Origin of the sequence: Myxococcus hansupus, from assembly GCF_000280925.3 — a bacterium.
Taxonomy (GTDB): Bacteria; Myxococcota; Myxococcia; order Myxococcales; family Myxococcaceae; genus Myxococcus; species Myxococcus hansupus.
In genome coordinates this window covers 7,351,626-7,372,265 of record NZ_CP012109.1, presented here as the reverse complement: position 1 = coordinate 7,372,265, position 20,640 = coordinate 7,351,626, and the positions used below count along the sequence as shown (strand labels likewise).

Here is a 20,640-nt window from a genome sequence, read left to right as displayed (position 1 = left end):
ACGGCCGTGCTTCAGGGCCGCCCGATACTGGCGAAACGGATTGCGGTTGATGTCTGTGACTTCAGAAAACGGGGATGCTGCTTCCAGAGGTGCCGTTGCCGCGGCAGCCCAGCTTCGTTCCGTAGCTGCACGACAGCCCGCCGGGCGTCTCCCGGTGCTCCAGCAGCGAACGGACGATGGTGCGGTAGGGGAGGCCCTGGCCCGGGGACTGGACCTCGCCCACGGACACCAGCCAGATGCGGCCGTTGTTGTCGGTGTTGCGGTCCGCGTCGTCATCATCATCCACGACGAAGACGCGGAAGGAGACGTTGGTGGCCTCCGGATAGTCGGCGATGAGGACGCCGTCCGGACCGGTGATTTCACGGTTGGCCAGCGCCACGCCGTCATCGACGGCCGTCCCGCGCGCCAGCGTGTACTCCGTGCGCGGGATGAGCTCCCGCCAGGGAATGCCGCCCGCGGCGACGTCGGGCAGCCCCGGCTCGTTCACGACGAGCAGCCGCTCCATGACATTGCGGGTGTAGGGCTGCCCCACGCCCAGGTTCGGGTTGGGGATGTTCATCATCGTCAGGACGACGGCGCGTCCCTCGGCCATGCCCGCCTCGGCGGCGAAGAGGGCCTCGCGCGAGCGGCGCTCATGCCCCTGCACCGTGCTCTCCGTGCTCACCGCGCGGAGGGACACGAGGACGCCCGCCGTGACGAGGGCGATGAGGCCCAGCGCCAACAGCAGCGTGAAACCTCGCCGTGCATGCGGGGCACGCAAGGGCTTGCGGGTCGGATGACAGCGCACCGGGGACTCCTTGCCCTGGAGGGCAGCAGGGAAGCGCAGGTGTTTGTCTCAGCAATCTCCAGGCCCGGTTTCGCGGCGCGTCCACGCCAATGCATCCGGCCGCTTGGCCAGACCCCTGGGTAAAGCCGGACACGCAATCACACGACACGGATTGCGGACCTCGCAAAACTTGCGAGTCAGCGACAAAGTGGGACGTATCGTGTGTCTCACCCTGCGGGGCAACGTCTGTGGTTGCCGACCGACAGAGGCACGCGGTGCGTTTATCGGCCGGGGCCGCCCGGCCAGAACGAGACGTCGCGGCCGGGCGCGTTCAACCAGACGGATTGGAGGAAGCGCACGGCGTTCCGGTCCGCGGTGTCGTTCCGGGTGGTGAGGGCCTGCGCGGCGCCCAGCACCACCAGCAACGCGAGCGCGGTGCCCAGGGCGGGCACCGCGGGCCACGTCTGCCCGGGCTTGCGGGCCAGGCTCACGGACACCCAGGCGGCGGTGCCGAGCAGCAAGGCCATCAGCACCGTGCCCGCCACGCTGGCGGGGAGCCCGATGAAGGTCAGCGGCCCTGGGGGAACGTAACCGGAGCGCAGCAGGGGGAGCGCCAGGGCGCCCACGGCGGTGGAGACGTCATCCGGGATGTAGTTGATGAAGGTGGCCACGCCCGTGGCGGCGATGGACACCCCGCACAGCATCGCGGCCCCTCCCAGGGCCCAGGCGCCTCGGGTGGCCGCGCGCAGCCGCTCCAGGCTCAGGCCCACGGGCAACAGGAGGAAGGGCACCAGGCCGGTGAGGTGGCGGGGGCCCGTCGTCCAGCCCCACGAGTCATAGGAGAACGACGAGGTGAAGTACGTGTAGCCCGCCATCAGGGCCAGGCTCAGCCAGGCCACCGCGCGCGCCTCGGAGGACTGGCCCCGGCGGCGCCACAGCAGGAGCAGCCCTGGCAGCGCGAGGAGGAGGAAAGGCGCCAGCGTGAACAGGCCCCGCAGCGGCGAGAAGAAGGACAGGCCGAAGGCGCGCGGGTCCGGCGTGCGGATGCCGAGGAAGCCGCCCAGGTGCCACGGCTGATAACCCGCGTCGTTGAGGTACTTGTAGCCGCTGGTCAGCGGGTGCCCGAAGGTCGCTTGGTGGTAGGCCATCAGCGCCACCAGGAAGGGCAGCGCGCCCAGCGTGGCCAGCCCCGCGGCCCGGCACAGCCGAGTCCAGCGCACGCGCGCGGGGGCGTCCTGGAACGCGAAGGTGAGCACCGCGTAGAGCACCAGCCCGAGCACGCCCATGGCGCCGGTGTACTCGGCGGCCACGGTGGCGCCCGCGCAGGCGCCCGCGACCAGATAGCCGCGCTCCCGCCACTCGCCGCGCGCGCAGCGCCACAGCGCGTAGAAGCTGGCGAAGAGCAGCACCGCCGTCGTCTGGTGGCTCATGAAGAGCAGCGAGTAGCTGAAGGCCAGCGAGCCCAGCCCATACGTCACCGTGAGGGCATCCGCGACGAGCGGCTCCAGGGTCGCGCGCAGGTAGCGGCGCACCAGCCACAGCAGCCCGAGCGTCGGCAGCACGGTGAACAGCAGGCGCGAGAAGAAGACCAGCGGCACTTCGGGGACGGCGTGGCGGTGGCCACCGCCCAGCGCGCGCAGCGTGGCGTAGAGGGGCACCGCGGCGAAGGACAGCAGCGGCGCCTTGCTGGGGTAGTACTTCCCGTCCTTCACCGACAGGTCGCCGACGTAGCCGTAGTCGCGCAGCGCGCCGTTGATGTCCAGCGTGCCGTACTCCACCAGCGCCCGCGTCTGCCACAGGCGGCACAGCTCATTGGGCGAGCGCAGACCCGGGTGGTACGGGAACAGCAACACGTACAGCGCGATGAGCGCGGCCCAGACCGCGCGGGGCGCGCCCGCGGCGGAGGGGCCCGGGTGCGCGGCGTGGCGCTCGGCGGGGAGGTCCGAGGCGTGCCAGCGGGACGTGTCGACGGGCGAGCGCTGCGTGTTCATGGTGGAGCCCTGCGGCGCGGATTCAGTGGAAGGACGGGACGTCGTCAGGCCCCCAGCGGTGGCATCCCCGCTGCGCATGGAGGCCACGGCCGTGTCTCACGCGTTGCCCCCGGTGGAGCGGGCCACCGCGAAGAGGCTCATGCCCACGGGCAGCTTCACGTGGGACTCCGCCTTCGCGATGAGCGGGGCCAGCGTGTCGTAGATCTTGAGCTGCAGCTTGGGCACCGAGCGGCGGCGCAGCAGGCGGCTGTTGATGAACCAGCCCGGCAGTCCGGCCAGGTTCATCCACTCCAGCGTCTCCACCTGGAAGCCGTTCTCCTCCAGCACCGCGCGCAGCGTGGCGGGCGTGTAGCGGCGGTGGTGGCCCACGGCCTCGTCGATGGCGCCGAAGAGCTGTTGCAGCGCGGGCACCAGGATGACCACGCGGCCCCCTGGCGCCAGAATCTGCCGGAATCGGCGCACGGCGGACGCGTCATCCGGGATGTGCTCCAGCACGTTGGACAGGACGATGGTGTCCAGCCGCTCCTTCTGGAGGGACTCCCAGTCCGCCAGCGCGACGTCGGACAGGTACGGCCGGATGTGCGGCTTGCCGCGGAACAGGTTCTTCAGCCGGTCCACGTAGAAGCGGTCCACCTCGAGCGCGATGAGCAGCTCCAGGCCGGACTCCAACTCCCGCGTAATCGTGCCGATGCCGGCGCCAATCTCCAGCACGCGGCGGCCCAGGTGCTCGCGGAAGCGGCGGCCCAGCCACTGGTTGTAGTGGACGGCGCCGTCCATGCGCTCCAGGGTGGTGTAGCCCTCGTGCTGGTTGTCCGCGTCGTCGCGCACGGTGGCGTAGCGCACCAGCGTGCGCAGGCGGGACAGGTGTGCGGCGGGCGTGCGGCGCGGCACGTCGCTGGGAGGCAGCGTCACCTCTGTGAGGCGGAAAAGCTGCGCCGCCAGCTTCACCACCAGCTCCGCGTCCACCGCGTCGTCATCGCTGGTGAGCGCGACGGAGCGCAGGGCCTCGGTGCGGAAGGCGCGCAGGCTGGTGAGCGGGTCCGTCAGCGGCACGTCCGTCACGAAGCGGGTGAACTGGCCCAGGGCCCGGTCCGCCAGCAGCTCCGGCGCCAGCCCCTGCGCGGTGCGCAGGCCGAAGACGGCGTCCGCGGTGTCCGCCTGGATGGGGCGCACCAACGCCTCGTAGACATCCTGGGGATACGCGGCCTCCGGGTCTTGGAGCACCGTCACCGCGCCCTTCACCTGGGCCAGCGCGGCGCGGATGGCCGCTCCCTTGCCGCCGGGCACGTTGAGCACCTGGACCTGGGGCGCGCCGGCGGTGTTGATGGAGCCCTCGCCCGCGAGGACGGCCTCGGCGCCCGGCGGCAGCGTCTGGGCGAAGCGGGAGACGGCATCCGCGGTGTCGGGCGAGAAGGGGAGGACGAACGAAAGCGAAGGCGTCACGCCGGGCTGACTAGCACAGCCTGCGGGAGCATGCGCGTGGGGCGTCCGTCGCGGGTGGATGGAGGGCATCCAGGCGGCCGCGGAACAATGGACAACCCCCGTGGGACACGGCACGCTCGTTACGATTCCCGGACGTGTGGGTGAAGGTCGGCCGGATGCCGCCGGGCCCTGGAACCGCACGGGGAACGGCAGGGAGACGTGACGTGGATGGAACCGGTTTCGACCCGGCCAGTGGCGCCGGCGGTCTGACGCCCGCGGGGCTCATGCAGCACCTGCGCGCGGTGTGGCGCCGCAAGTGGGTCGTGCTGGGCGTGGCCGTCATCGCGGTGGCCCTCACGGCCGCGTACACGTTGCGCCAACCGAAGCTGTACTCCTCCAGCGCCTCGCTCATCATCGACGTGATGGCGCCTCGCTTCCTGGACGGGGAAGTGAAGGAGGTCATGGGCGAGGAGCGCAGCAACTACTGGTTCAACAAGGAGTACTACGCCACGCAGAGTCAAATCATCACCTCGCGCGCGGTGGCGGGGCGGGTGGTGGACAAGCTGGGCCTGTCCACGGACGCGGGTTTCCTGGGCGTGGCGCACGTGGCGGACGAGAAGCAGCGCTTGCAGGCGATGCAGGGCCTGGACGCGGTGTCGCTGCTCCAGTCGCGCATCCGCGTCATCCCCGCGCGGGACTCGCGGGTGATGAACATCGCGGTGGATGACTTCGACGCGCAGCGCGCCGCGCTTCTGGCCAACGAGGTGGCCGCCGCGTACATGGCGGAGAACCTGGCCCTCAAGCTGCGGACCACGGAGGACGCGCGCGACTGGTTGGAAGGCCGCCTGTCCGAGCTGGAGTCCCAGTCCCGCTCCAGCGAGATGGCCGTCTACGACTTCAAGAAGGACGCGGACATGCTGTCCACGTCGCTGGAGTCGCGGCTGAGCATCGTCAGCGAGCGCATCAACAGCTTCAACACGAGGCTGACCGAGGTGCGCATCCAGATCGCCGCCCAGCAGGCGCGCGTGGAGGCCATCCACCGGCTGCGCAAGGCGTCGCCCGAGGACGAGACGTGGGCGGAGGCCCTGTCGGGTGGCAACGAGGGCCCCATCCAGGACCTGCGGCGCAGCTACACCGAACTGCGGGTGTCGTGCGCGGAGCTGGAGGAGCGATACCTGGCCGAGCATCCGAAGCTGCTGGAGTGCCGCCGCAAGCTGTCGGTGGTGCGCGAGGACTTCCTCAAGAGCCTGGCCAACGTCGTGCGCGGCGCGGAGACGGCGCTGACGGAGGCGGTGGCGCAAGAGAAGAACCTGGTGCGCCTGCTGGACGCGGAGAAGGCGGAGGCCTTCCTGGTGAACAAGAAGTCCATCGAGCTGGACCGGCTCACGCGCGATTCGGACAACAACCAGCGCCTCTATGAGCTGGTGGCCAAGCGGCTGAAGGACATCGAGCTGTCGGGCATGTTGCGCACCAGCAACGTGCGCGTGCTGGACCCGGCGCGGCCCGTCTTGGCGCCGGTGAAGCCGCACGTGCGCCGCAACCTGGCGGTGGGCCTGGTGATGGGGCTGCTGGCCGGCCTGGGCGTGGTGCTGCTGCTGGAGCTGCTGGAGAACAGCGTGGCCACGCAGGCGGACGTGGAGGAGCGGCTGGGGCTGGCCTTCCTGGGCGTCATGCCACGGCTGGATGGCAACAAGGCGCCCCGGGACAGGGACCTGCACGTCCACCGCGAGCCCAAGTCGATCGCCGCGGAGTGCTGCCGCGCCATCCGCACGAACCTCCTGTTCATGTCGCCGGACAACCCGTTCAAGACGCTGGTGGTGACGTCCAGCGGTCCGCAGGAGGGCAAGTCCACCACGTGCGTCAGCGTGGGCGTGGCCATGGCCCAGAGCGGCAACCGGGTGCTGCTGCTGGACACCGACATGCGCCGGCCGCGCCTGCACCGGGCCTTCGGCGTGCCGAACGAGCTGGGCATCTCCTCGCTGGTGGTGGGGGAGGGCACGCTCGACGCGGCGGTGAAGAGCACGGAGGTGCCCGGCCTCTTCGTGCTGCCGTGCGGCCCGATTCCGCCCAACCCGGCGGAGCTGCTGCACACGCAGGCCTTCACGGACCTGTTGAAGGCCGCCTCCGAGCGCTTCGACCGCGTCATCCTAGACAGCCCGCCCATCAACGCGGTGGCGGACGCGGCGGTGCTGGCCACGAAGTGTGACGGCGTGGTGCTGGTGCTCAAGGCGGCGAAGACGAACCGCGAGTCGGCGCGGCGCGCGCTGCGCTCGCTGGCGGACGTGCAGGCGCGCATGTACGGCGCCATCCTCAACGACGTGGACTTCGCGGCGCCTCGGTATGGCGACTCGTATCTGGCCTATCAGGGGTATGGCCAGTACGGGGAAGAGCCCAAGGATGGGGTGGCCTCCTCGTGAGCGTCCCGTTGGCGGGGGCGGGCCTGCGGGTGCTGCACCTGGGCAAGTTCTATCCTCCCGCCTCGGGCGGCATGGAGTCCCACGTGCAGACGCTCGCGCGGGCCCAGGCGGCCCTGGGCGCGCAGGTGGAGGTGCTGTGCGCCAACCACGCCGTGGACGGGCAGGGCACCAGCCACGAGTTTCACGGCCGCAGCCCCACGCGTGAGGACTGGGACGGACTGGTGCGGGTGACGCGCCTGGGCCGTCTGGCCTCGGTGGCGCGCATGGACGTGATGCCAGACCTGCCACGCGCGTTGAGCCGCGCGTTGGGGCGGGGCGTGGACGTGGTGCACCTGCACACGCCCAACCCGACGTGGGTGCTGGCCCTGGACGTGGTGCGCGGCCTGCCGCCGCTCTTCATCACCCACCACAGCGACGTCATCCGGCAGAAGGTCGCGGGCGCGCTCTTCAAGCCCTTCGAGGCGCTGCTCTACGCGCGTGCGCGGCGGGTGCTGGCCACCAGTGAGGCCTATGTGCCGGGCTCGCCGCTGCTGCGCGCCTTCCGGAGCAAGGTGCGGGCGCTGCCGCTGGGTCTGGAGCTGGCGCCCTACCTTCAGCCTTCCAACGCCGCGCGCGAGGCGGAGGCGCGCTGGCGTGCGGAGGGCCCGCTGTGGCTCATGGTGGGGCGGCTCGTCTACTACAAGGGTTTGTTCACCGCGCTGGAGGCCCTGACGCGTGTTCCGGGCCGGCTGGTGGTGGTGGGGCAGGGGCCGTTGGAAGCCGAGGCCCGGCGTCGTGCTCGCGCGTTGGGCGTGGAGGGCCGGGTGACGTGGGCGGGCTACCTTCCGCCGGACGCGCTGGTGGGCGCGCTTCGGGCGGCCACCGCGCTCTGGTTCTGCGGCAACGCGCGCAGCGAGGCGTATGGGCTGTCGCAAGTGGAGGCCATGGCCAGTGGGAAGCCCGTGCTGAACACGGCGATTCCCCACTCGGGTGTGCCCTGGGTGAGTCTGCACGAGCAGACGGGATTGACGGTGCCCGTGGGCGACGCGGCGGCGCTGGCGGCGGCGGCGCGGCGGCTGCTGGAGGAGCCTGGGTTGGCGCAGCGACTGGGGCATGCGGCGCGTGAGCGGGCCGTGGCCGAGTTCCGGCATGACGTCATGGCCTGGCGCAGTCTGTCGCTGTACGCGGAGGCGTTGGGCCGGCCCGCGCCCGTGGCGGCGCCCACCGCGCTCCGACTGGCGGAGACCGCATGAGGCCCCCGATGCGCGTGCTGCACATCTACAGCGGCAACCTCTACGGCGGCATCGAGGCCTTCCTCCACACCGTGGCGCGGACGCAGGGGCTCCAGCCCGGAGTCCAGCACGAGTTCGCGCTCTGCTTCGAAGGCCGGCTGGCGCGCGAGCTGCGTGAGGCCGGCGCGGAGCCGCACCTGCTGGGCGCCACGCGGGTGGGGCGGCCCCTGTCGGTGTGGCGCGCTCGGAGCGCGTTGAGGGCCTTGCTTCGTCGCGGGGGCTACGGCGCGGTCATCTGCCACGCCATCTGGCCGCAGGCGCTGTTCGGGCCGGTGGTGCGTGCCGCGGGCGTGCCGCTCGTCTTCTACCAGCACGACGCGTTGAACGGACGGCACTGGCTGGAGCGCTGGGCGCGCGTCACGGAACCCGACCTGGTCATCACCAACAGCCGCTACTCCGCGGGGACCTTGGGGCGCGTCTACCCACGTGCCGCGTGGAAGCTCGCGTACTACCCCGTCCTCGCACCGGCACCGGAAGGTGGGCGGGACGGCGCTCGCGCCCGGCTTCGCGCGGAGCTGGGGGCGCACGAGCAGGACGTCGTCATCGTCCAGACCAGCCGCATGGAGGCGTGGAAGGGACAGCGGCTGCTGCTGGAGGCGCTCGGCCGGTTGCGGCAGGTGCCCGGCTGGCGGGCGTGGGTGGCGGGGGGCGCGCAGCGTCCGGAAGAAGAGGCCTACCTCGAAGGACTCCGCGCGCAGGCGAACGGCCTGGGCCTGGGCGAGCGGGTGCGCTTTCTCGGGCAACGCTCGGACGTGCCGCGCCTGCTGCGGGCCGCGGACATCCACTGCCAGCCCAACCTGGGCGCGGAGCCCTTCGGCATCGCGTTCGTGGAGGCGCTCCAGGCGGAGCTGCCCGTCGTCACCACGGCGATGGGGGGCCCGCTGGAAATCGTGGATGCCTCCTGTGGCGTGCTCGTCCCGCCGGAGCCCGGTGCGCTGGCCACGACGCTGCGACGTCTCATCGAGGACCCGGCGCTGCGAGCCCAACTGGGCAAGGGCGGGCCGGCGCGCGCCGAGGCGCTGAGTGACCCCCGCGCCTACCTGTGCGAGCTGGAGGACGCGCTGCGCTCGCTCACCGAGGCGGGGCCGCGCGCGTGAGCGGACACCGGCCGCCCGTCGCGCCAGGCACGGCGAGACTCCAGGGGCCCGGGGTGCTGCGGAGCCGTTACGTCCGCCGCGTGCCGGGCGCGCCACCGGAGGCCGGGCCCTCGGACGTCCCTGCCCGGGGCGTGGGCACTGGGGGCGGATTCCTGGCGTCGGGCCAGTTGGTGCCGCTCTTCGTGGGCTTGCTGATGGTCTGCCAGGTCGTGCTCCTGGTGGAGGCGCTGGCGCCGCTGCGGGTGGTGGTGCGTGTCCTCGCCTTTGGCATCAGCTTGCTGATGCTCGTGCTGGTGCGGGGCCGGAGCCTGGCGCATCCGGCGCTGCCCTACGTCATGGGCGCGCTGGGCGTCACCGCGCTCCAGCTCTTCAATCCGGGCACGGGCGCGCCGCTGGCGGCGGTGGCGCAGGTGGGCATCCAGTTGGCCATCGCCGCGCCGCTGCTCTGGGTGACGCGGTTGTCCCTGGACCTCCGGACGTTCCGCCGCACGCTCGCGCTGCTCTTCCTCTTCAACGCGGCCAGCGCGGGCGTGGGCGTGCTCCAGGTCTACTTCCCGGGCCGCTTCCAGCCGGCGCTCTCGTCCGTCGTCTCCAGCCAGGGCGAGGGGTACGTGAACAGTCTCCAGTTCGAGACGACGGATGGCCAGCGGGTGTTCCGGCCCATGGGGCTGACGGACATCCCGGGCGGTGCGTCCACCGGAGGCTTCTACGCCGTGTTGCTGGGGGGCGGCTTCCTGCTGTCGTCCCGGCGCGGGCCGTATCGTTTGCTGAGCCTGGGCGGCATCCTGGTGGGGCTCTTCAGCCTGTATCTCTCCCAGGTGCGCGCCATGGCGGTCATGTTGGCGGTGTGCCTGATTGCGCTCGCGGGCGTGCTCGCGCTGAGCGGGCGGCTGGGGCGGCTGCTGGCGCTGCTGGCGGTCATCGGCACCGCTGGCATGGCGACCTTTGGCTGGGCCGTGGCGGTGGGCGGCGGGGCGGTGATGGAGCGATGGTCCGCCCTCTTCGAATCGCCCCCCGAGGACGTGTACCAGCGCAACCGCGGGTACTTCCTGACGGGGACCTTCGACACCCTGTTGCCGGAGTATCCGCTGGGCGCGGGCCTGGGCCGATACGGCATGGTGAACGCCTACTTCGGCGACCCCAATGACTTCGAACGGCCGTCGCTGTGGGCGGAAATCCAGTGGACGGCCTGGGTCTACGACGGGGGCATCCTGGTGCTGCTCCTGTACCCCATGAGCCTCCTGGCTTCGCTGTGGTGGGCCTTCCGGGTCGCTCGGAGCCGGGAGGGGCCGGAGGGGGAGTTCTGGCTTTGGGGGGCCCTCCTCTTCGCATACAACCTGGGCGCGCTGGCGCTGACCTTCAGCTACCCGTTCTTCATGAGCCAGACGGGCATGGAGTTCTGGTTGCTCAACGCGGCGCTCTTCAGCGCCTTTTCCCATGCGAAGACCGTACACGCTCATCGCCGGTGACTTCGTCGACACCGGTGGAATGGATCGCGCCAACCTGGCGCTGGCGCACTGGCTGGCGCGGCAGGGCGGCCCCGTGCGGCTGGTGGCGCACCGGGTGGCGGACGTGCTCCTCGGCTACCCCAACGTGCGCTTTGTGCGCGTGCCCAAGCCAGGCAACGCGTACCTGCTGGGCGAGCCGCTCCTGGATGCCGTGGGCCGCGCGTGGGCGCTGCGCACTCGCGCCGAGGGCGGGTGCGTGCTGGCCAATGGGGGCAACTGCCCGGTGCCCGCCGCCAACTGGGTCCACTATGTCCACGGGGCCTATGTGTCCCAACCGGCGGGAGGCGCCCTGCGCCGGCTCAAGGGCCGGGTGAGCCACCGCGTCTACCTGCGGGGCGAACGCGAGGCGCTGCGGCGCGCGCGCGTCATCATCGCGAACTCGGAGCGCACGCGTGAGGACCTGGTGGCGGCCACCGGCGTGCCCGCGTCCCGGGTCCGCGTCGTCTATTACGGCTGTGACGCGGAGCGCTTCCGGCCCGCGTCCGTCGAGGCGCGGCGCGCGGCCCGGGAGGCGTTGGGCTGGTCCGAGTCGCGGCGCGTGGCGCTCTTCGTGGGCGCGCTCGGGGACCGGCGCAAGGGCTTCGACACGCTCTTCCAGGCGTGGGCCCGGCTGTGCGCGCGCGGTGATTGGGGCATGGACCTCAAGGTGGTGGGCGTGGGCACGCAGCGCGAGGTCTGGGCGCGTGAGGTGGAAGCGCGAGGGTTGGGGGAGCGCATCCAGTTCCTCGGCTTCCGCAAGGACGTGCCGCTGCTGATGTCGGCGGCGGACCTGCTGGTGGCGCCCACGCGGTACGAAGCCTACGGGCTGGGTGTCCACGAAGCGCTGTGCGCGGGGCTGCCGGCGCTGGTGAGCCGCACGTCCGGCGTCGCGGAGCGCTATCCGGCGGAGCTGGACGGGTTGTTGCTCGATGACCCGGATGACGTGGACGGCCTGGTGCGGCGCCTGGAGGTCTGGCGCGAGCACGAGGCGGCATGGGCGCCGAAGGTGGCCGCGCTGTCCGAGACGCTTCGGACGCAGCACTGGGATGGGATGGCCGCCGCCATCGCGGACATCATGGAGCGGGAGGGGTGAGGCGTCAGTCCTGACGCTTCCCGTCCAGCACCGCGTCGAAGAAGTCCAGGTGGGCCCGCGCGACCACGGGCCAGGAGAACCGCGTCACGGCGCGCTCGCGGCCTCGCTCGGCCAGCTCGCGCCGTCGCTGAGGACTCTCCAGCAAGTCAGCGAGCGCGCCTGTCCATGCGGACACGGAGGCTTCCGGCAGCACGAGGCCCGCGTCGCCCACGGTGCGCGGGATTTCTCCCGAGTCGCTGCCGAGCACGGGGACTCCGCACGCGAAGCCCTCCGCGAGCATGCGGCCGAACTGCTCGCGCCACCTCGGGGTCGTCTGGCTCGGGGCGCACAGCAGGTCCATGGCATTGAGCGCGCGAGGCACGCCCGTGTGCGGGACGCCCGTGAGGACGCGCACCCGGTCGCCATGCCGCGCCGCCCAGCCGCGCAGCGCTTCCTCCATGGGGCCGCCGCCTACGATGAGCGCTCGCCAGGGCGTAGCGAGCGCGTCCAGTGCGGCCATCAGCAGCGGGACCCCTTTCTCCGGCACGAAGCGGCCGAGGTACCCCACCACGGGAGGACCTGCTTCGGTCCACCCGAGCTCCTGGTGCAGGGACGCACCCGCTGCGCGGTCTGGGCGGAACAGCTCCACGTCCACGCCCATGGGGATGAAGCGTGAGGGGCGCTCGGCGTAGCCAGGACGGGTGAGCAGGTTGTCCCGCACGGTTTCGCCCCAGGCCACCCAGCCCGCCGACCGCTGGACGACGAAGCGCTCCGCCTGCGCGAAGGGCGGCGGGTAGCGCTTTGAGAGGTTCTGCGCGCTGCAGAACACGCGCGGCACATGCCGCGGAGTGAGCAGGGCGGCTTCCAACCCGGCCAGCACGTAGGGCTCTTCCCAGACGTGGACCAGGTCCGCGCCGCGCGCGAGGTGTGCCCGGAGCTCTGGCCCGTAAAGGAACGTGTGCAGCGAGCGGCTGAAGAACGCGCGAACGCCCTCGGTCCGCGCGGCCTCGCCGGGTTCGAGCCTCAGCGTGAGAGGACTCAAGTCCCCGTGGAAGAAGCGGGGGGCCAGCGTGGTGACGTCCCACGCGCCTTCGCCCACGCGCGCCATCTCGTTGGCGAGGCGCCGGTTGAGGCCGACGACATACGAGTGGGAGAGGGTGATGAGCCTGCGTGTCCGCTTCACGGGACGGGAACTCTACTTCAAGTCGCGGAAGCGCCGGGCACGAGCGAGCGGTACAGCGCGAGGATCTCACTCGCGTAGCGTTCCCGAGAGAAGCGCGCCGCCGCGGTCTTTCGCGCGGCCGTGCCCATCCGTTCCCGGAGCGCCGGGTTCTCCAGCAGGGCGCGCAGCGCATCGACCAGCGCGTGAACGTCGCCCGGAGGAATCATCAGTGCGTCCACGCCCTGCGTGAGCGCCTCCGCCGCGCCGCTCTCGCGCGAGACGATGGCGGGCCGGCCACAGGCGAGCGCCTCCGCGATGGTGAGGCCGAAGGGCTCCCTTCGCGTGCTGGCGTGAACGAAGACGTCCAGGGCCCGGTACACGCGGGCGGGGTGGGATTGGAAGGGCACCAGCCCCATGCGGTCCGACAGGCCTCGGGACGCGATGAGCCGGCGCAGCTCCTCCTCCGAGAACTGCGAACCCGGCGTCTGGTAGATCGGTGCGCCCACCAGGAAGTAGCGCACGGGCAGGGCGGGGTGCAGGCGCGTCAGCGTCGCCGTGGCCTCGATGAACGCATCCTGTCCCTTCCACCGGGCATAGGTCGCCACCAGCCCCACGCGGAGCGTGCCCTCTGGGGCCTCGGGGAACCCGGCGAGCCCGTCCAGCCACGCGCCTTCGGAAGGGCCGGGCGAGAAGTTCGCGAGGTCCACGCCGTTGTAGACGACGTGCACGGGCACTCGGAACAGCACCGACTTCGCGTCATCTCCCACGGCCTGGGAGTTGGCGATGGCCGCGTCCGCGAGCGGGGAGAGGACTCGCAAGGCGCCGCGCACCAGGGGCCTCTCGCCCAGGAAGTCGTGGATGTGCCAGACCCGCTTCAGCCGCAGTCCCGCCGTGGCGGCGCTGAGCAGGTGCGTCTTGATGCCGTTCGAATGCACCAGGTCCGGCGCCACCTCGCGCACGTCCCGGCGCAGCGCACGCCCATGGTCCGCCAGGAGGCCGGGCGCGGGGGCGAGTTGGCGCGCGAAGCGCAGGGCTTCGAGAGGACCGCGTCCGCGCAGCGCGCTGTCGCCCAATGAGGACAGGTGGGCAGGCAGGGGAAGCAGCCGCGCGTCCACGCCCAGCGCACGGGCTTCATCGAGCAAGGGCCCCGCGGTCCCCGCCAGGAGATGGAGCGACAGCGCCACGTCCTGCTGCTTCAAGCACGCCATCAAATCCAGGAGCGCGCGCTCGGCGCCGCCAAGGATGCCCACGGGATTGAGGAAGAGGATGCGCACGGCCTCGGGACCGAAGCAAACACGTCTCGCGGGGTCAAGACATGCCACGGGAGGATGGACGCCAACGAACGCCCCAAGGGGGCGCGCACGTGCGAGTCACCGCCTGTGTCCGTCCAGCAGTCCGAGATAGGCGTCCAGAATGGTTCGCGTGTGCGCCTCCCAGGTGAAGTGCGATGCACGCGCCAGCCGCGTCGCACGCGAGGGCCGCGCACCCGGCGTGGAGAGCACGGACGTCACGGCATCCACCCATGCGGGCACGTCGCCCACGGGCGCGTAGGTGCACGCGTCCGCTCCGACTTCGCGAAGGACGGGCAGGTCACTGGCCACCACGGAGGCGCCACAGGCGAGCGCCTCGATGATGGGGAGCCCGAAGCCCTCCGCCTCGCTCGTCACCAGGACGGCCGACGCGCGCCGGTAGAGTCCCGCCAGCGTGCTTCGCTCCTGCCGAGCGGGTTGGAGCAGCGCATCGCCAATGCCCAGCGCGTCCACTTGCGCGCGCTGGGCCGCCGTCAGCGCGCCTCCCTGCTGCACCAGCCGCAGCGCCGGATGACGGGCTCGCATCGCGGCGAAGACGGCGAAGAGCACATCCAGGCGTTTGCGTGGAATCGCGCTGCCGACGTGGAGCAGATAGGGGCGGCCGCCCAGCGGCGCGAGCACGGCTTCGCTCAGGTCAGCGTGTCCCGCCACGGGCGCTGGCCGGTACTCGGGGGACACGCCCAGGGGGGCCCAGACGAGCCGGGACTCGGGCACCACTCCGTGCGCCAGCAGCTCCGCGCGGACCGCCTGCGAGTTGTGGAACACGATGGCGGCTCGCTCCAGCCCCGCGAGCTGCGCGCGGGCCATGGCTCGGAACCACGCGGGGCGCTGCTCGCGCTCCGGCTCCAGCAGGGAGCGGAAGGCATCCAGGTCGTGGCAGTAGACGCCGGTGCGTGCGGCGGGCAGCGCATGCACGAGCTGCGCGTATGAATGGTCCACGATGTGGAAGGCGTCGTACTGGCCGCGAGCGAGCAGGGCCCGTCCCGGGTAGAGCCCGAAGCGCGTGAGGACCCGGTCCGCGTTGAAGGCCGCGTTGCGCGTGCCGACGCGAGGAAGCCTCCGCAGCACGGCGGGCATCCTCGGCCGGAGGGCCCGTGCGTGGACCTGGGGCGTCAGCGCGGTCAGCCCCTCCAGAAGGGCCTCGCCCACCAGGTCCATGCTGGGCCAGCCCTCCTCGCGAGGGTCCATCAGCAAGGCCAGTCGCGGCGGCGTCATGGCTGCTCGGGGTGAAGGAGGGTCTCCACCGTCCGCTCCAGCGAGAAGCGCTCGCGGTAGACGCGGGCGGCGCGTTGGCCCAATGCCTGCCGCGACTCCGCACGAGCCAGCAACGACTCCGCGCGTTCCACCAACGCCGAGGGCGCGGTGCCCTCCGCGAGGGCCACGACCTCGAGGGACTGCCACAGGGGCTCGGTGAGGTGCCCGGTGTTGGTGACCACGGGCACGCCCAGCGCCAGGCCCGCCATGACGGTGGTTCGCCGCGTGCTCACGCCGTCTGGGTATGGCTGCAGGAGCACGTCGCACGCGGACAGGTGCACCGCCAGGTCCTCGAAGGAGAGGGAGTCCCGTGCCTCCAGTCGGCCTTGCAGTCCGGGATGTCGCGCCACCACGCGCTCGACGAACGCGCGGCTGCCGCGTCCCATGAGCAGGGCGCGACGTGTTTCATCGTGCTGGAGCAGGGGAACCAGCGCGGCCTCCAGCGGCTCGGCGATGGGGCGTCCATAGGTGCCGAAGTGGCCCAGCCACGGACCCGCGCCGAGCCTCGCGCGGAGCGTCCCCACGTCATCCGGGGTGACCTCGACGGGCAGGTTGCTGGGAATCGGAAGCCAACGGACATCCGGACGCACGCGTCCGGGCAGGTGCGCCGCCCACTGGGGAATGGAGACGAAGACCCGGTCCGCGTTGCTCGCCACCGTGCGCGCCATCACGCGCGTGACGCCCGCGAGGACGTGGTGGAGCCAGGGCGCGCGAGGCTCCCAGGGGAACACCGCCTCGTGGAAGTAGACCCACCGCTCCTCCCTCTGACGCGCGGCGAACCAGGCGCAGAAGGGGACGTTCATCGCCTTCAGGCCCAGGGCGTGTGGCACGTACTGGAGCAGCAACCTCCTGGGACCGGGACACGCATCCAGGCCGCGCGACAACGCGGGCAGCCCTCGGGGCGTCAGGAGCCCTGGCACGCGGTGGACGGTGACGCCGCCGTCGGCATGCACGCCGCCCTCGCCGGGGGCCCAGACGTGGACCTCCTGGCCGGCACGGGCGAGCGCGTGGCTCACCTGCCGCGTGTGGTCACTGACGCCGCCCGGGTCGGGCGGATACTCGCCGGTGAGGAGGTGCCACGCGGGACCGGTGGACGCGGCGGACATACGGGCTCAGGAGGCTCCCATGTCCCGGACGGCGAGGAGCTGGAACGCGTGGCGCGGCCAGCGCGTGGCGAAGGGCTCGGTGAGGATGGACAGGCGGCTGCCCAGGCGGAGGGGCCGGATGCTCGGAATCGCGTAGTCGCCGCGCAGGGGCTTCCAACCGCTCATGCCGGTGACTTGGTAGCCGCGCAGCTCGAAGTCGTAGACCTCCCAGCCGGAGCGGTGCACCTGGTGGATGTTGCTGTCCCACTCGTCCTGGGGGAGGAAGCCGTTGGGCGTGAAGATGATGACGCGCTTGCGGGCCATCGACTCCATCATCTCCAGCAGGCGGAAGCCGTCCTGCTTCTCGAAGTGCTCGATGACGTCCAGCGCGACGACGGCGTCGAAGCTCTTCGGGCCGAAGCGCTTGCCCGCGTCCAGCAAATCCATGCAGTGGTATTCGCGGTGGATGCCCGCGGCCCGGCTGCGCTCGATGCTGGTGGGGTGTCCATCCACGCCCACGGTGTGCGGAATCAGGTGGGAGAAGCTGTGCAGCGGCGATCGCGAGCCACAGCCGATGTCCAGCACGCTGTCACACGTGCCGACCAGTGCCTCCTTCAGCGTGCGGTGGAGCACCTCGTGCTCGCCCACGAGGACTTCGCGCTTCAGGAATTGGAAGAGCTTTCCGCCGGAGAGCATGCGGGCGGACCGTAGCCTCGGGGCTCCGGGCAGGGCAACCCTGGCGCGGCCCTCCAGGCAGGCGGGCACGCCTGGAGGCCCCAGGGAGGACTCGCGTTGCTTGTGGGGCCCGAGCGCTGTCGCTACCATTTCCGCTCCTGCGCGTGCCCGCGCGCTGGCCTTTCCCAAGTCCCCGGGGCGGGCCGCCCAGGACCATGAACGCGACCGCCGCCCCCGAAGCCACCGCCGTCGAAGTCAAGGCGCGCGCCCTGAAGGGCATGTTCGTGCTGGCGCTGCGCACGGTGGCGTCGCAGGGCCTGCGCGTGGTGAGCGCGCTGTTCCTGTCCCGGCTGCTCTTCCCGTCCGACTACGGCCTGTTCGGCATCGTGTCCTACGCGGCGTCCCTGGGCGTCTTCCTGGGGGACCTGGGTCTGAGCGCGGCGCTGGTGCGTCAGGCGCACGAGCCGACGCGGGACGAGACGTTCACCATCTTCTGGTGCCATCAAGCGCTCACCGCGGTGGTCGTGGCCACCGTCTGCCTCCTGGCGCCCGCCCTCACGCGAGGCTACGCGCTGGGAGACGCCGCCGTGCCGATGGTGTGGGCGTTGGCGCTGGGGCTCTTCCTGTCCTCGTTGCGCGTGATTCCGCTGATGGCGCTGGAGCGCCAACTGGCGTTTTCCGTCATCGCCCGCGCCGAGCTGATTGAAAACGTGGCGCAGGTCATCACCACCATCTCCCTGGCGGCGCTCGGCTTCGGCGCGTGGGCGCTGGCGCTGGGCGGGCTGGTGCGCGGCGCGGTGGGGCTGGCGTGCATCGCGTGGGCGTCACCCTGGCGGCCCCAGGGGCACTTCCGCGTGGAGGTGCTCAAGCGGCTGTTGGGCTTCGGACTGGCGTTCCAGCTTCCCCCACTGGTGGCCGCGATGGTGGCGGGCTGGGTGCCGCTGGTGGTGGGGCACCTCCTGGGAAAGGAGGCCGTGGGTCTGGTCAACTGGGCCTGGGCGCTGGCCTCCACGCCGATGATGCTGAGCGTGGTGCTCAACCGCGTGGCCTTCCCGGCCTACTGCCGCCTCCAGGATGACCCCGCGGGCTTCGCCGAGTACCTGCGCACGTCGCTGCGCCGGTTGTCCGCGGTGCTGCTCATCGCCATTCCCTTCGCGGTGCTGGCGATGCCGGTGGCGGTGCCGTTCTTCTTCGGCACGCGGTGGCTGTCCGCGGTGGTGCTGGTGCAGTGGTTCAGCATGGAGTGCATCCTCACCACGCTGGTGGGCTTGCTGGCCACGGCGCAGAACGCGGGTGGCCGGCCTTGGGAGCGGCTGGCGGTGGTGGTGGGCGTGGGCGTGGCGAAGTGGGCGCTGGGCACCTGGGCCATCCAGCGCTTTGGCCTCGCGGGCATTGGACCCGTGGGCGTGCTGGTGGGGCTGGTAGAAGTGTGGGTGACGGCCCTGCTGGTGCAGCGGCTCAACCCGGCGATGGGCGGGCTGACGCGGCAGGTGGTGGAGCCGCTCGTCACGCTGGGGTTGGTGCTGCTGGCGGCGTGTACGGCGGCACGCAGCCTCGTACCAGAGGGCGTGTGGGCGCAGGCGTTTGTGGGGGCGGGGCTGTTCAGCGCATGGGTGTATGTCCGCGAACGGCTCCCGGGCACGTTGCCATTGCTGGGCGAGCTGCGGCACATCCTCGAATTCATCCGGGCACGGAGGGCCGCGAGGCTGGCTCCGGTGGGCCCGGCATCGACGTGAGCGGAGCGCGGGAGACCTGATGAAGAAGCCCGACCTGGTCATCTCCATCGTCAATCACAGCAACCCGGAGTTGCTGCACGACTGTCTGCGCACGCTCTACGCGACGACGCGCGACATCACCTTCGACGTGTGGATTGTGGACAACGCCACCGGCGGACGCGGCGTGGACGCCATGCGGCGCGACTTCCCCCAGGTGCACTGGCTCTTCAACACGGAGCGCAAGGGCTTCTCCGCCAACCACAACCAGGTGCTCCGCCAGGCGCGTGGCCGTCACTTCTGCATCTTCAACGATGACACCATCGTCCATGAGGGCGCGTTCGACGCGCTGGTCCGCTTCATGGATGAGAACCCCCGCGTGGGCATGGCGGGCGCGCGGCTGTTGAACGTGGACGGCTCCATCCAGAACTGCACCTTCCGCCCCATGTCGCTGGCGGGGCAGCTCTTCGACATCGTCTTCCTGCCGCGCACGCTCCACTTCCTCAAGCAGTTGGCCGTCGACCCGGCGCAGTACGGCCACGAGGAGGCGCGGGTGAACTGGGTGCTGGGCGCCTGCATCGTCGTGCGCGAGGAGGCGCTCGCGGAGGTGGGGCTGCTGGACGAGGCGATGTCCCCCCTGGGCAACACCGAGGACACCGACTGGTGCGCCCGGGCCTGGCAGGCGGGATGGGAGGTGGCCTTCTGTCCGGAGGCCGTCATCACGCACCTGACGAGCCGCTCCTTCCGTCCCTCCGAGCGCGGCCCGGACAAGGTGCGCATCGAGCTGTGGCGCACGCGGCTGGCGTACTTCCGCAAGCACCATGGCCGGCTGCACGAGGCGGCCCTGCGCGCCATCCTGGTGGGCACGCTGCCGTACAACTCGGCGGTGCTGACGCAGACGCTGCTGCGCGGACGCATGAGCCTCCCGGAGTACCGCAAGCAACTGTCCACCTTCATGGGCATCTCGCGGATGGGCTTGAGCGCCCGCGTATGAAGCCCTGCTTCTCCGTCATCATCCCCACGTACAACCGCGCGCGCCTGCTGGAGGCGGCGTTGGCCAGCGTGTTCGCGCAGGAGGAGCAGGACTTCGAGGTGCTCGTGGTGGACGACGGCTCCACCGACGACACGCTGGAGACGCTGGCCCGGTACGGCGAACGCGTGCGGGTGTTGCAGCAGCGCAACGCGGGGCCCGGCGCGGCCCGCAACCTGGGCATCCAGGAGGCCCGGGGCGAATACGTGGCCTTCCTGGACAGCGACGACCTGTGGTTCCCATGGACCCTGGCGACGTATCGGCAGGTGCTCCAGGAGGCCCCGGGCACCACCTTGGTGCTGGGCTCGTCGGTGGACTTCTCCCAGCCGGACTCGCTGGCGCGCGTGACACGTGAGCCGCTCCACGTGCTGCGCTTCGCGGACTACCTGGCGAGCGCCGAGGACCGGACGCCTCGCACCGCTTGCGTGCTCGCGGTGCGCACGGAGGCGCTGCGGCGCGTGGGCGGCTTCACCCACGCGCGCATCAGCGGCGAGGACTACGACTTGCTGTACCGGATGGGCACCGAGCCGGGCTTCGCCTGGGTGCGAGCGCCCGCGGTGGTGGGCTACCGGAAGCACGCGGGCTCGACGTCCACGGGGATGGAGTCGGCGTACCGGGGCGCGGTGTACCTGCTGGAGCAGGAGCTCCACGGTCGCTACCCCGGCGGCGACGCCCGCAGGCGCGAGCGGTTGGAGATGCTGCTCTACGGCGCGCGCCACGTGTCGCTGTGGTTGCTGTCCCAGCGCCGGGAAGCCCTGGCGCTGGACCTGTACCGGCGCGCGTTGCCGCCGCACTTCGAGCTGCCCCGCTGGCGCTACATGCTGGGCTTCCTGCCGTGGACGCTCGCGTCCGCCGTGCGCCAGCGGGTGCTCCGCCGCTGAGCCTTGGG

At 71.4% G+C, this 20,640-nt stretch carries 16 protein-coding genes; 8 read left to right on the top strand and 8 right to left on the bottom strand.

Going from position 1 to position 20,640, the window contains the following annotated elements:
- Window positions 1–61 precede the first annotated feature (61 nt).
- From A176_RS28830 to A176_RS28820, 3 genes are all read right to left on the bottom strand, one after another.
- Entirely contained in the window at window positions 62–787 is a 726-nt protein-coding gene (locus tag A176_RS28830; RefSeq protein WP_002638383.1) for a hypothetical protein, read from the bottom strand.
- A gap of 260 nt (window positions 788–1,047) precedes the next feature.
- Window positions 1,048–2,757 (bottom strand): hypothetical protein, encoded by a 1,710-nt coding sequence (locus tag A176_RS28825; protein ID WP_226994013.1) that lies wholly within the window; start codon window positions 2,755–2,757, stop codon window positions 1,048–1,050.
- A 96-nt stretch (window positions 2,758–2,853) separates the two neighbouring features.
- Window positions 2,854–4,200: a bifunctional glycosyltransferase/class I SAM-dependent methyltransferase gene (locus A176_RS28820; protein ID WP_002638385.1), complete on the bottom strand. Its 1,347-nt coding sequence runs from the start codon at window positions 4,198–4,200 to the stop codon at window positions 2,854–2,856.
- Between the two features lie 203 nt (window positions 4,201–4,403).
- Between A176_RS28820 and A176_RS28815 the strand changes: the two genes are divergently transcribed.
- The 5 genes from A176_RS28815 to A176_RS28795 are packed head-to-tail and all read left to right on the top strand — an operon-like array spanning window position 4,404 to window position 11,544.
- Window positions 4,404–6,596, top strand: coding sequence for a GumC family protein (locus A176_RS28815; protein WP_002638387.1), 2,193 nt, complete (start codon window positions 4,404–4,406; stop codon window positions 6,594–6,596).
- Window positions 6,593–7,828 carry a glycosyltransferase gene (locus tag A176_RS28810; protein WP_021780999.1) on the top strand — a complete coding sequence of 412 codons (1,236 nt, stop codon included), beginning with the start codon at window positions 6,593–6,595 and terminating at the stop codon, window positions 7,826–7,828. Before A176_RS28815 ends, A176_RS28810 begins: the two co-directional genes overlap by 4 nt.
- Window positions 7,825–8,964: a glycosyltransferase family 4 protein gene (locus tag A176_RS28805; protein WP_049872400.1), complete on the top strand. Its 1,140-nt coding sequence runs from the start codon at window positions 7,825–7,827 to the stop codon at window positions 8,962–8,964. The genes A176_RS28810 and A176_RS28805 overlap by 4 nt, the downstream gene beginning before the upstream one ends.
- The gene (locus A176_RS28800) at window positions 8,961–10,433 is read left to right on the top strand and encodes an O-antigen ligase family protein (protein ID WP_044889302.1); all 1,473 of its coding nucleotides are present in this window, start codon (window positions 8,961–8,963) and stop codon (window positions 10,431–10,433) included. The genes A176_RS28805 and A176_RS28800 overlap by 4 nt, the downstream gene beginning before the upstream one ends.
- Window positions 10,402–11,544, top strand: coding sequence for a glycosyltransferase family 4 protein (locus A176_RS28795; protein ID WP_002638391.1), 1,143 nt, complete (start codon window positions 10,402–10,404; stop codon window positions 11,542–11,544). Before A176_RS28800 ends, A176_RS28795 begins: the two co-directional genes overlap by 32 nt.
- A gap of 4 nt (window positions 11,545–11,548) precedes the next feature.
- On the opposite strand, the gene A176_RS28790 is transcribed toward A176_RS28795, so the two are convergent.
- The 5 genes from A176_RS28790 to A176_RS28770 all read right to left on the bottom strand — a co-directional run bounded on the left by A176_RS28790 (window position 11,549) and on the right by A176_RS28770 (window position 17,030).
- The gene (locus A176_RS28790) at window positions 11,549–12,706 is read right to left on the bottom strand and encodes a glycosyltransferase family 4 protein (RefSeq protein ID WP_002638392.1); all 1,158 of its coding nucleotides are present in this window, start codon (window positions 12,704–12,706) and stop codon (window positions 11,549–11,551) included.
- A 17-nt stretch (window positions 12,707–12,723) separates the two neighbouring features.
- Entirely contained in the window at window positions 12,724–13,959 is a 1,236-nt protein-coding gene (locus A176_RS28785; protein ID WP_002638393.1) for a glycosyltransferase family 4 protein, read from the bottom strand.
- A 96-nt stretch (window positions 13,960–14,055) separates the two neighbouring features.
- On the bottom strand, window positions 14,056–15,210 hold the full coding sequence (locus A176_RS28780) for a glycosyltransferase family 4 protein (protein ID WP_002638394.1): 1,155 nt from the start codon (window positions 15,208–15,210) through the stop codon (window positions 14,056–14,058).
- Window positions 15,207–16,355 carry a glycosyltransferase family 4 protein gene (locus A176_RS28775; protein WP_002638395.1) on the bottom strand — a complete coding sequence of 383 codons (1,149 nt, stop codon included), beginning with the start codon at window positions 16,353–16,355 and terminating at the stop codon, window positions 15,207–15,209. The genes A176_RS28780 and A176_RS28775 overlap by 4 nt, the downstream gene beginning before the upstream one ends.
- A gap of 6 nt (window positions 16,356–16,361) precedes the next feature.
- Window positions 16,362–17,030 (bottom strand): class I SAM-dependent methyltransferase, encoded by a 669-nt coding sequence (locus A176_RS28770; RefSeq protein WP_002638396.1) that lies wholly within the window; start codon window positions 17,028–17,030, stop codon window positions 16,362–16,364.
- 194 nt (window positions 17,031–17,224) lie between these two features.
- Between A176_RS28770 and A176_RS28765 the strand changes: the two genes are divergently transcribed.
- The 3 genes from A176_RS28765 to A176_RS28755 are packed head-to-tail and all read left to right on the top strand — an operon-like array spanning window position 17,225 to window position 20,632.
- Window positions 17,225–18,745, top strand: coding sequence for an oligosaccharide flippase family protein (locus A176_RS28765; protein ID WP_002638397.1), 1,521 nt, complete (start codon window positions 17,225–17,227; stop codon window positions 18,743–18,745).
- A 19-nt stretch (window positions 18,746–18,764) separates the two neighbouring features.
- Entirely contained in the window at window positions 18,765–19,715 is a 951-nt protein-coding gene (locus A176_RS28760) for a glycosyltransferase family 2 protein (RefSeq protein ID WP_002638398.1), read from the top strand.
- The gene (locus tag A176_RS28755; protein ID WP_002638399.1) at window positions 19,712–20,632 is read left to right on the top strand and encodes a glycosyltransferase family 2 protein; all 921 of its coding nucleotides are present in this window, start codon (window positions 19,712–19,714) and stop codon (window positions 20,630–20,632) included. Before A176_RS28760 ends, A176_RS28755 begins: the two co-directional genes overlap by 4 nt.
- Window positions 20,633–20,640 lie beyond the last annotated feature (8 nt).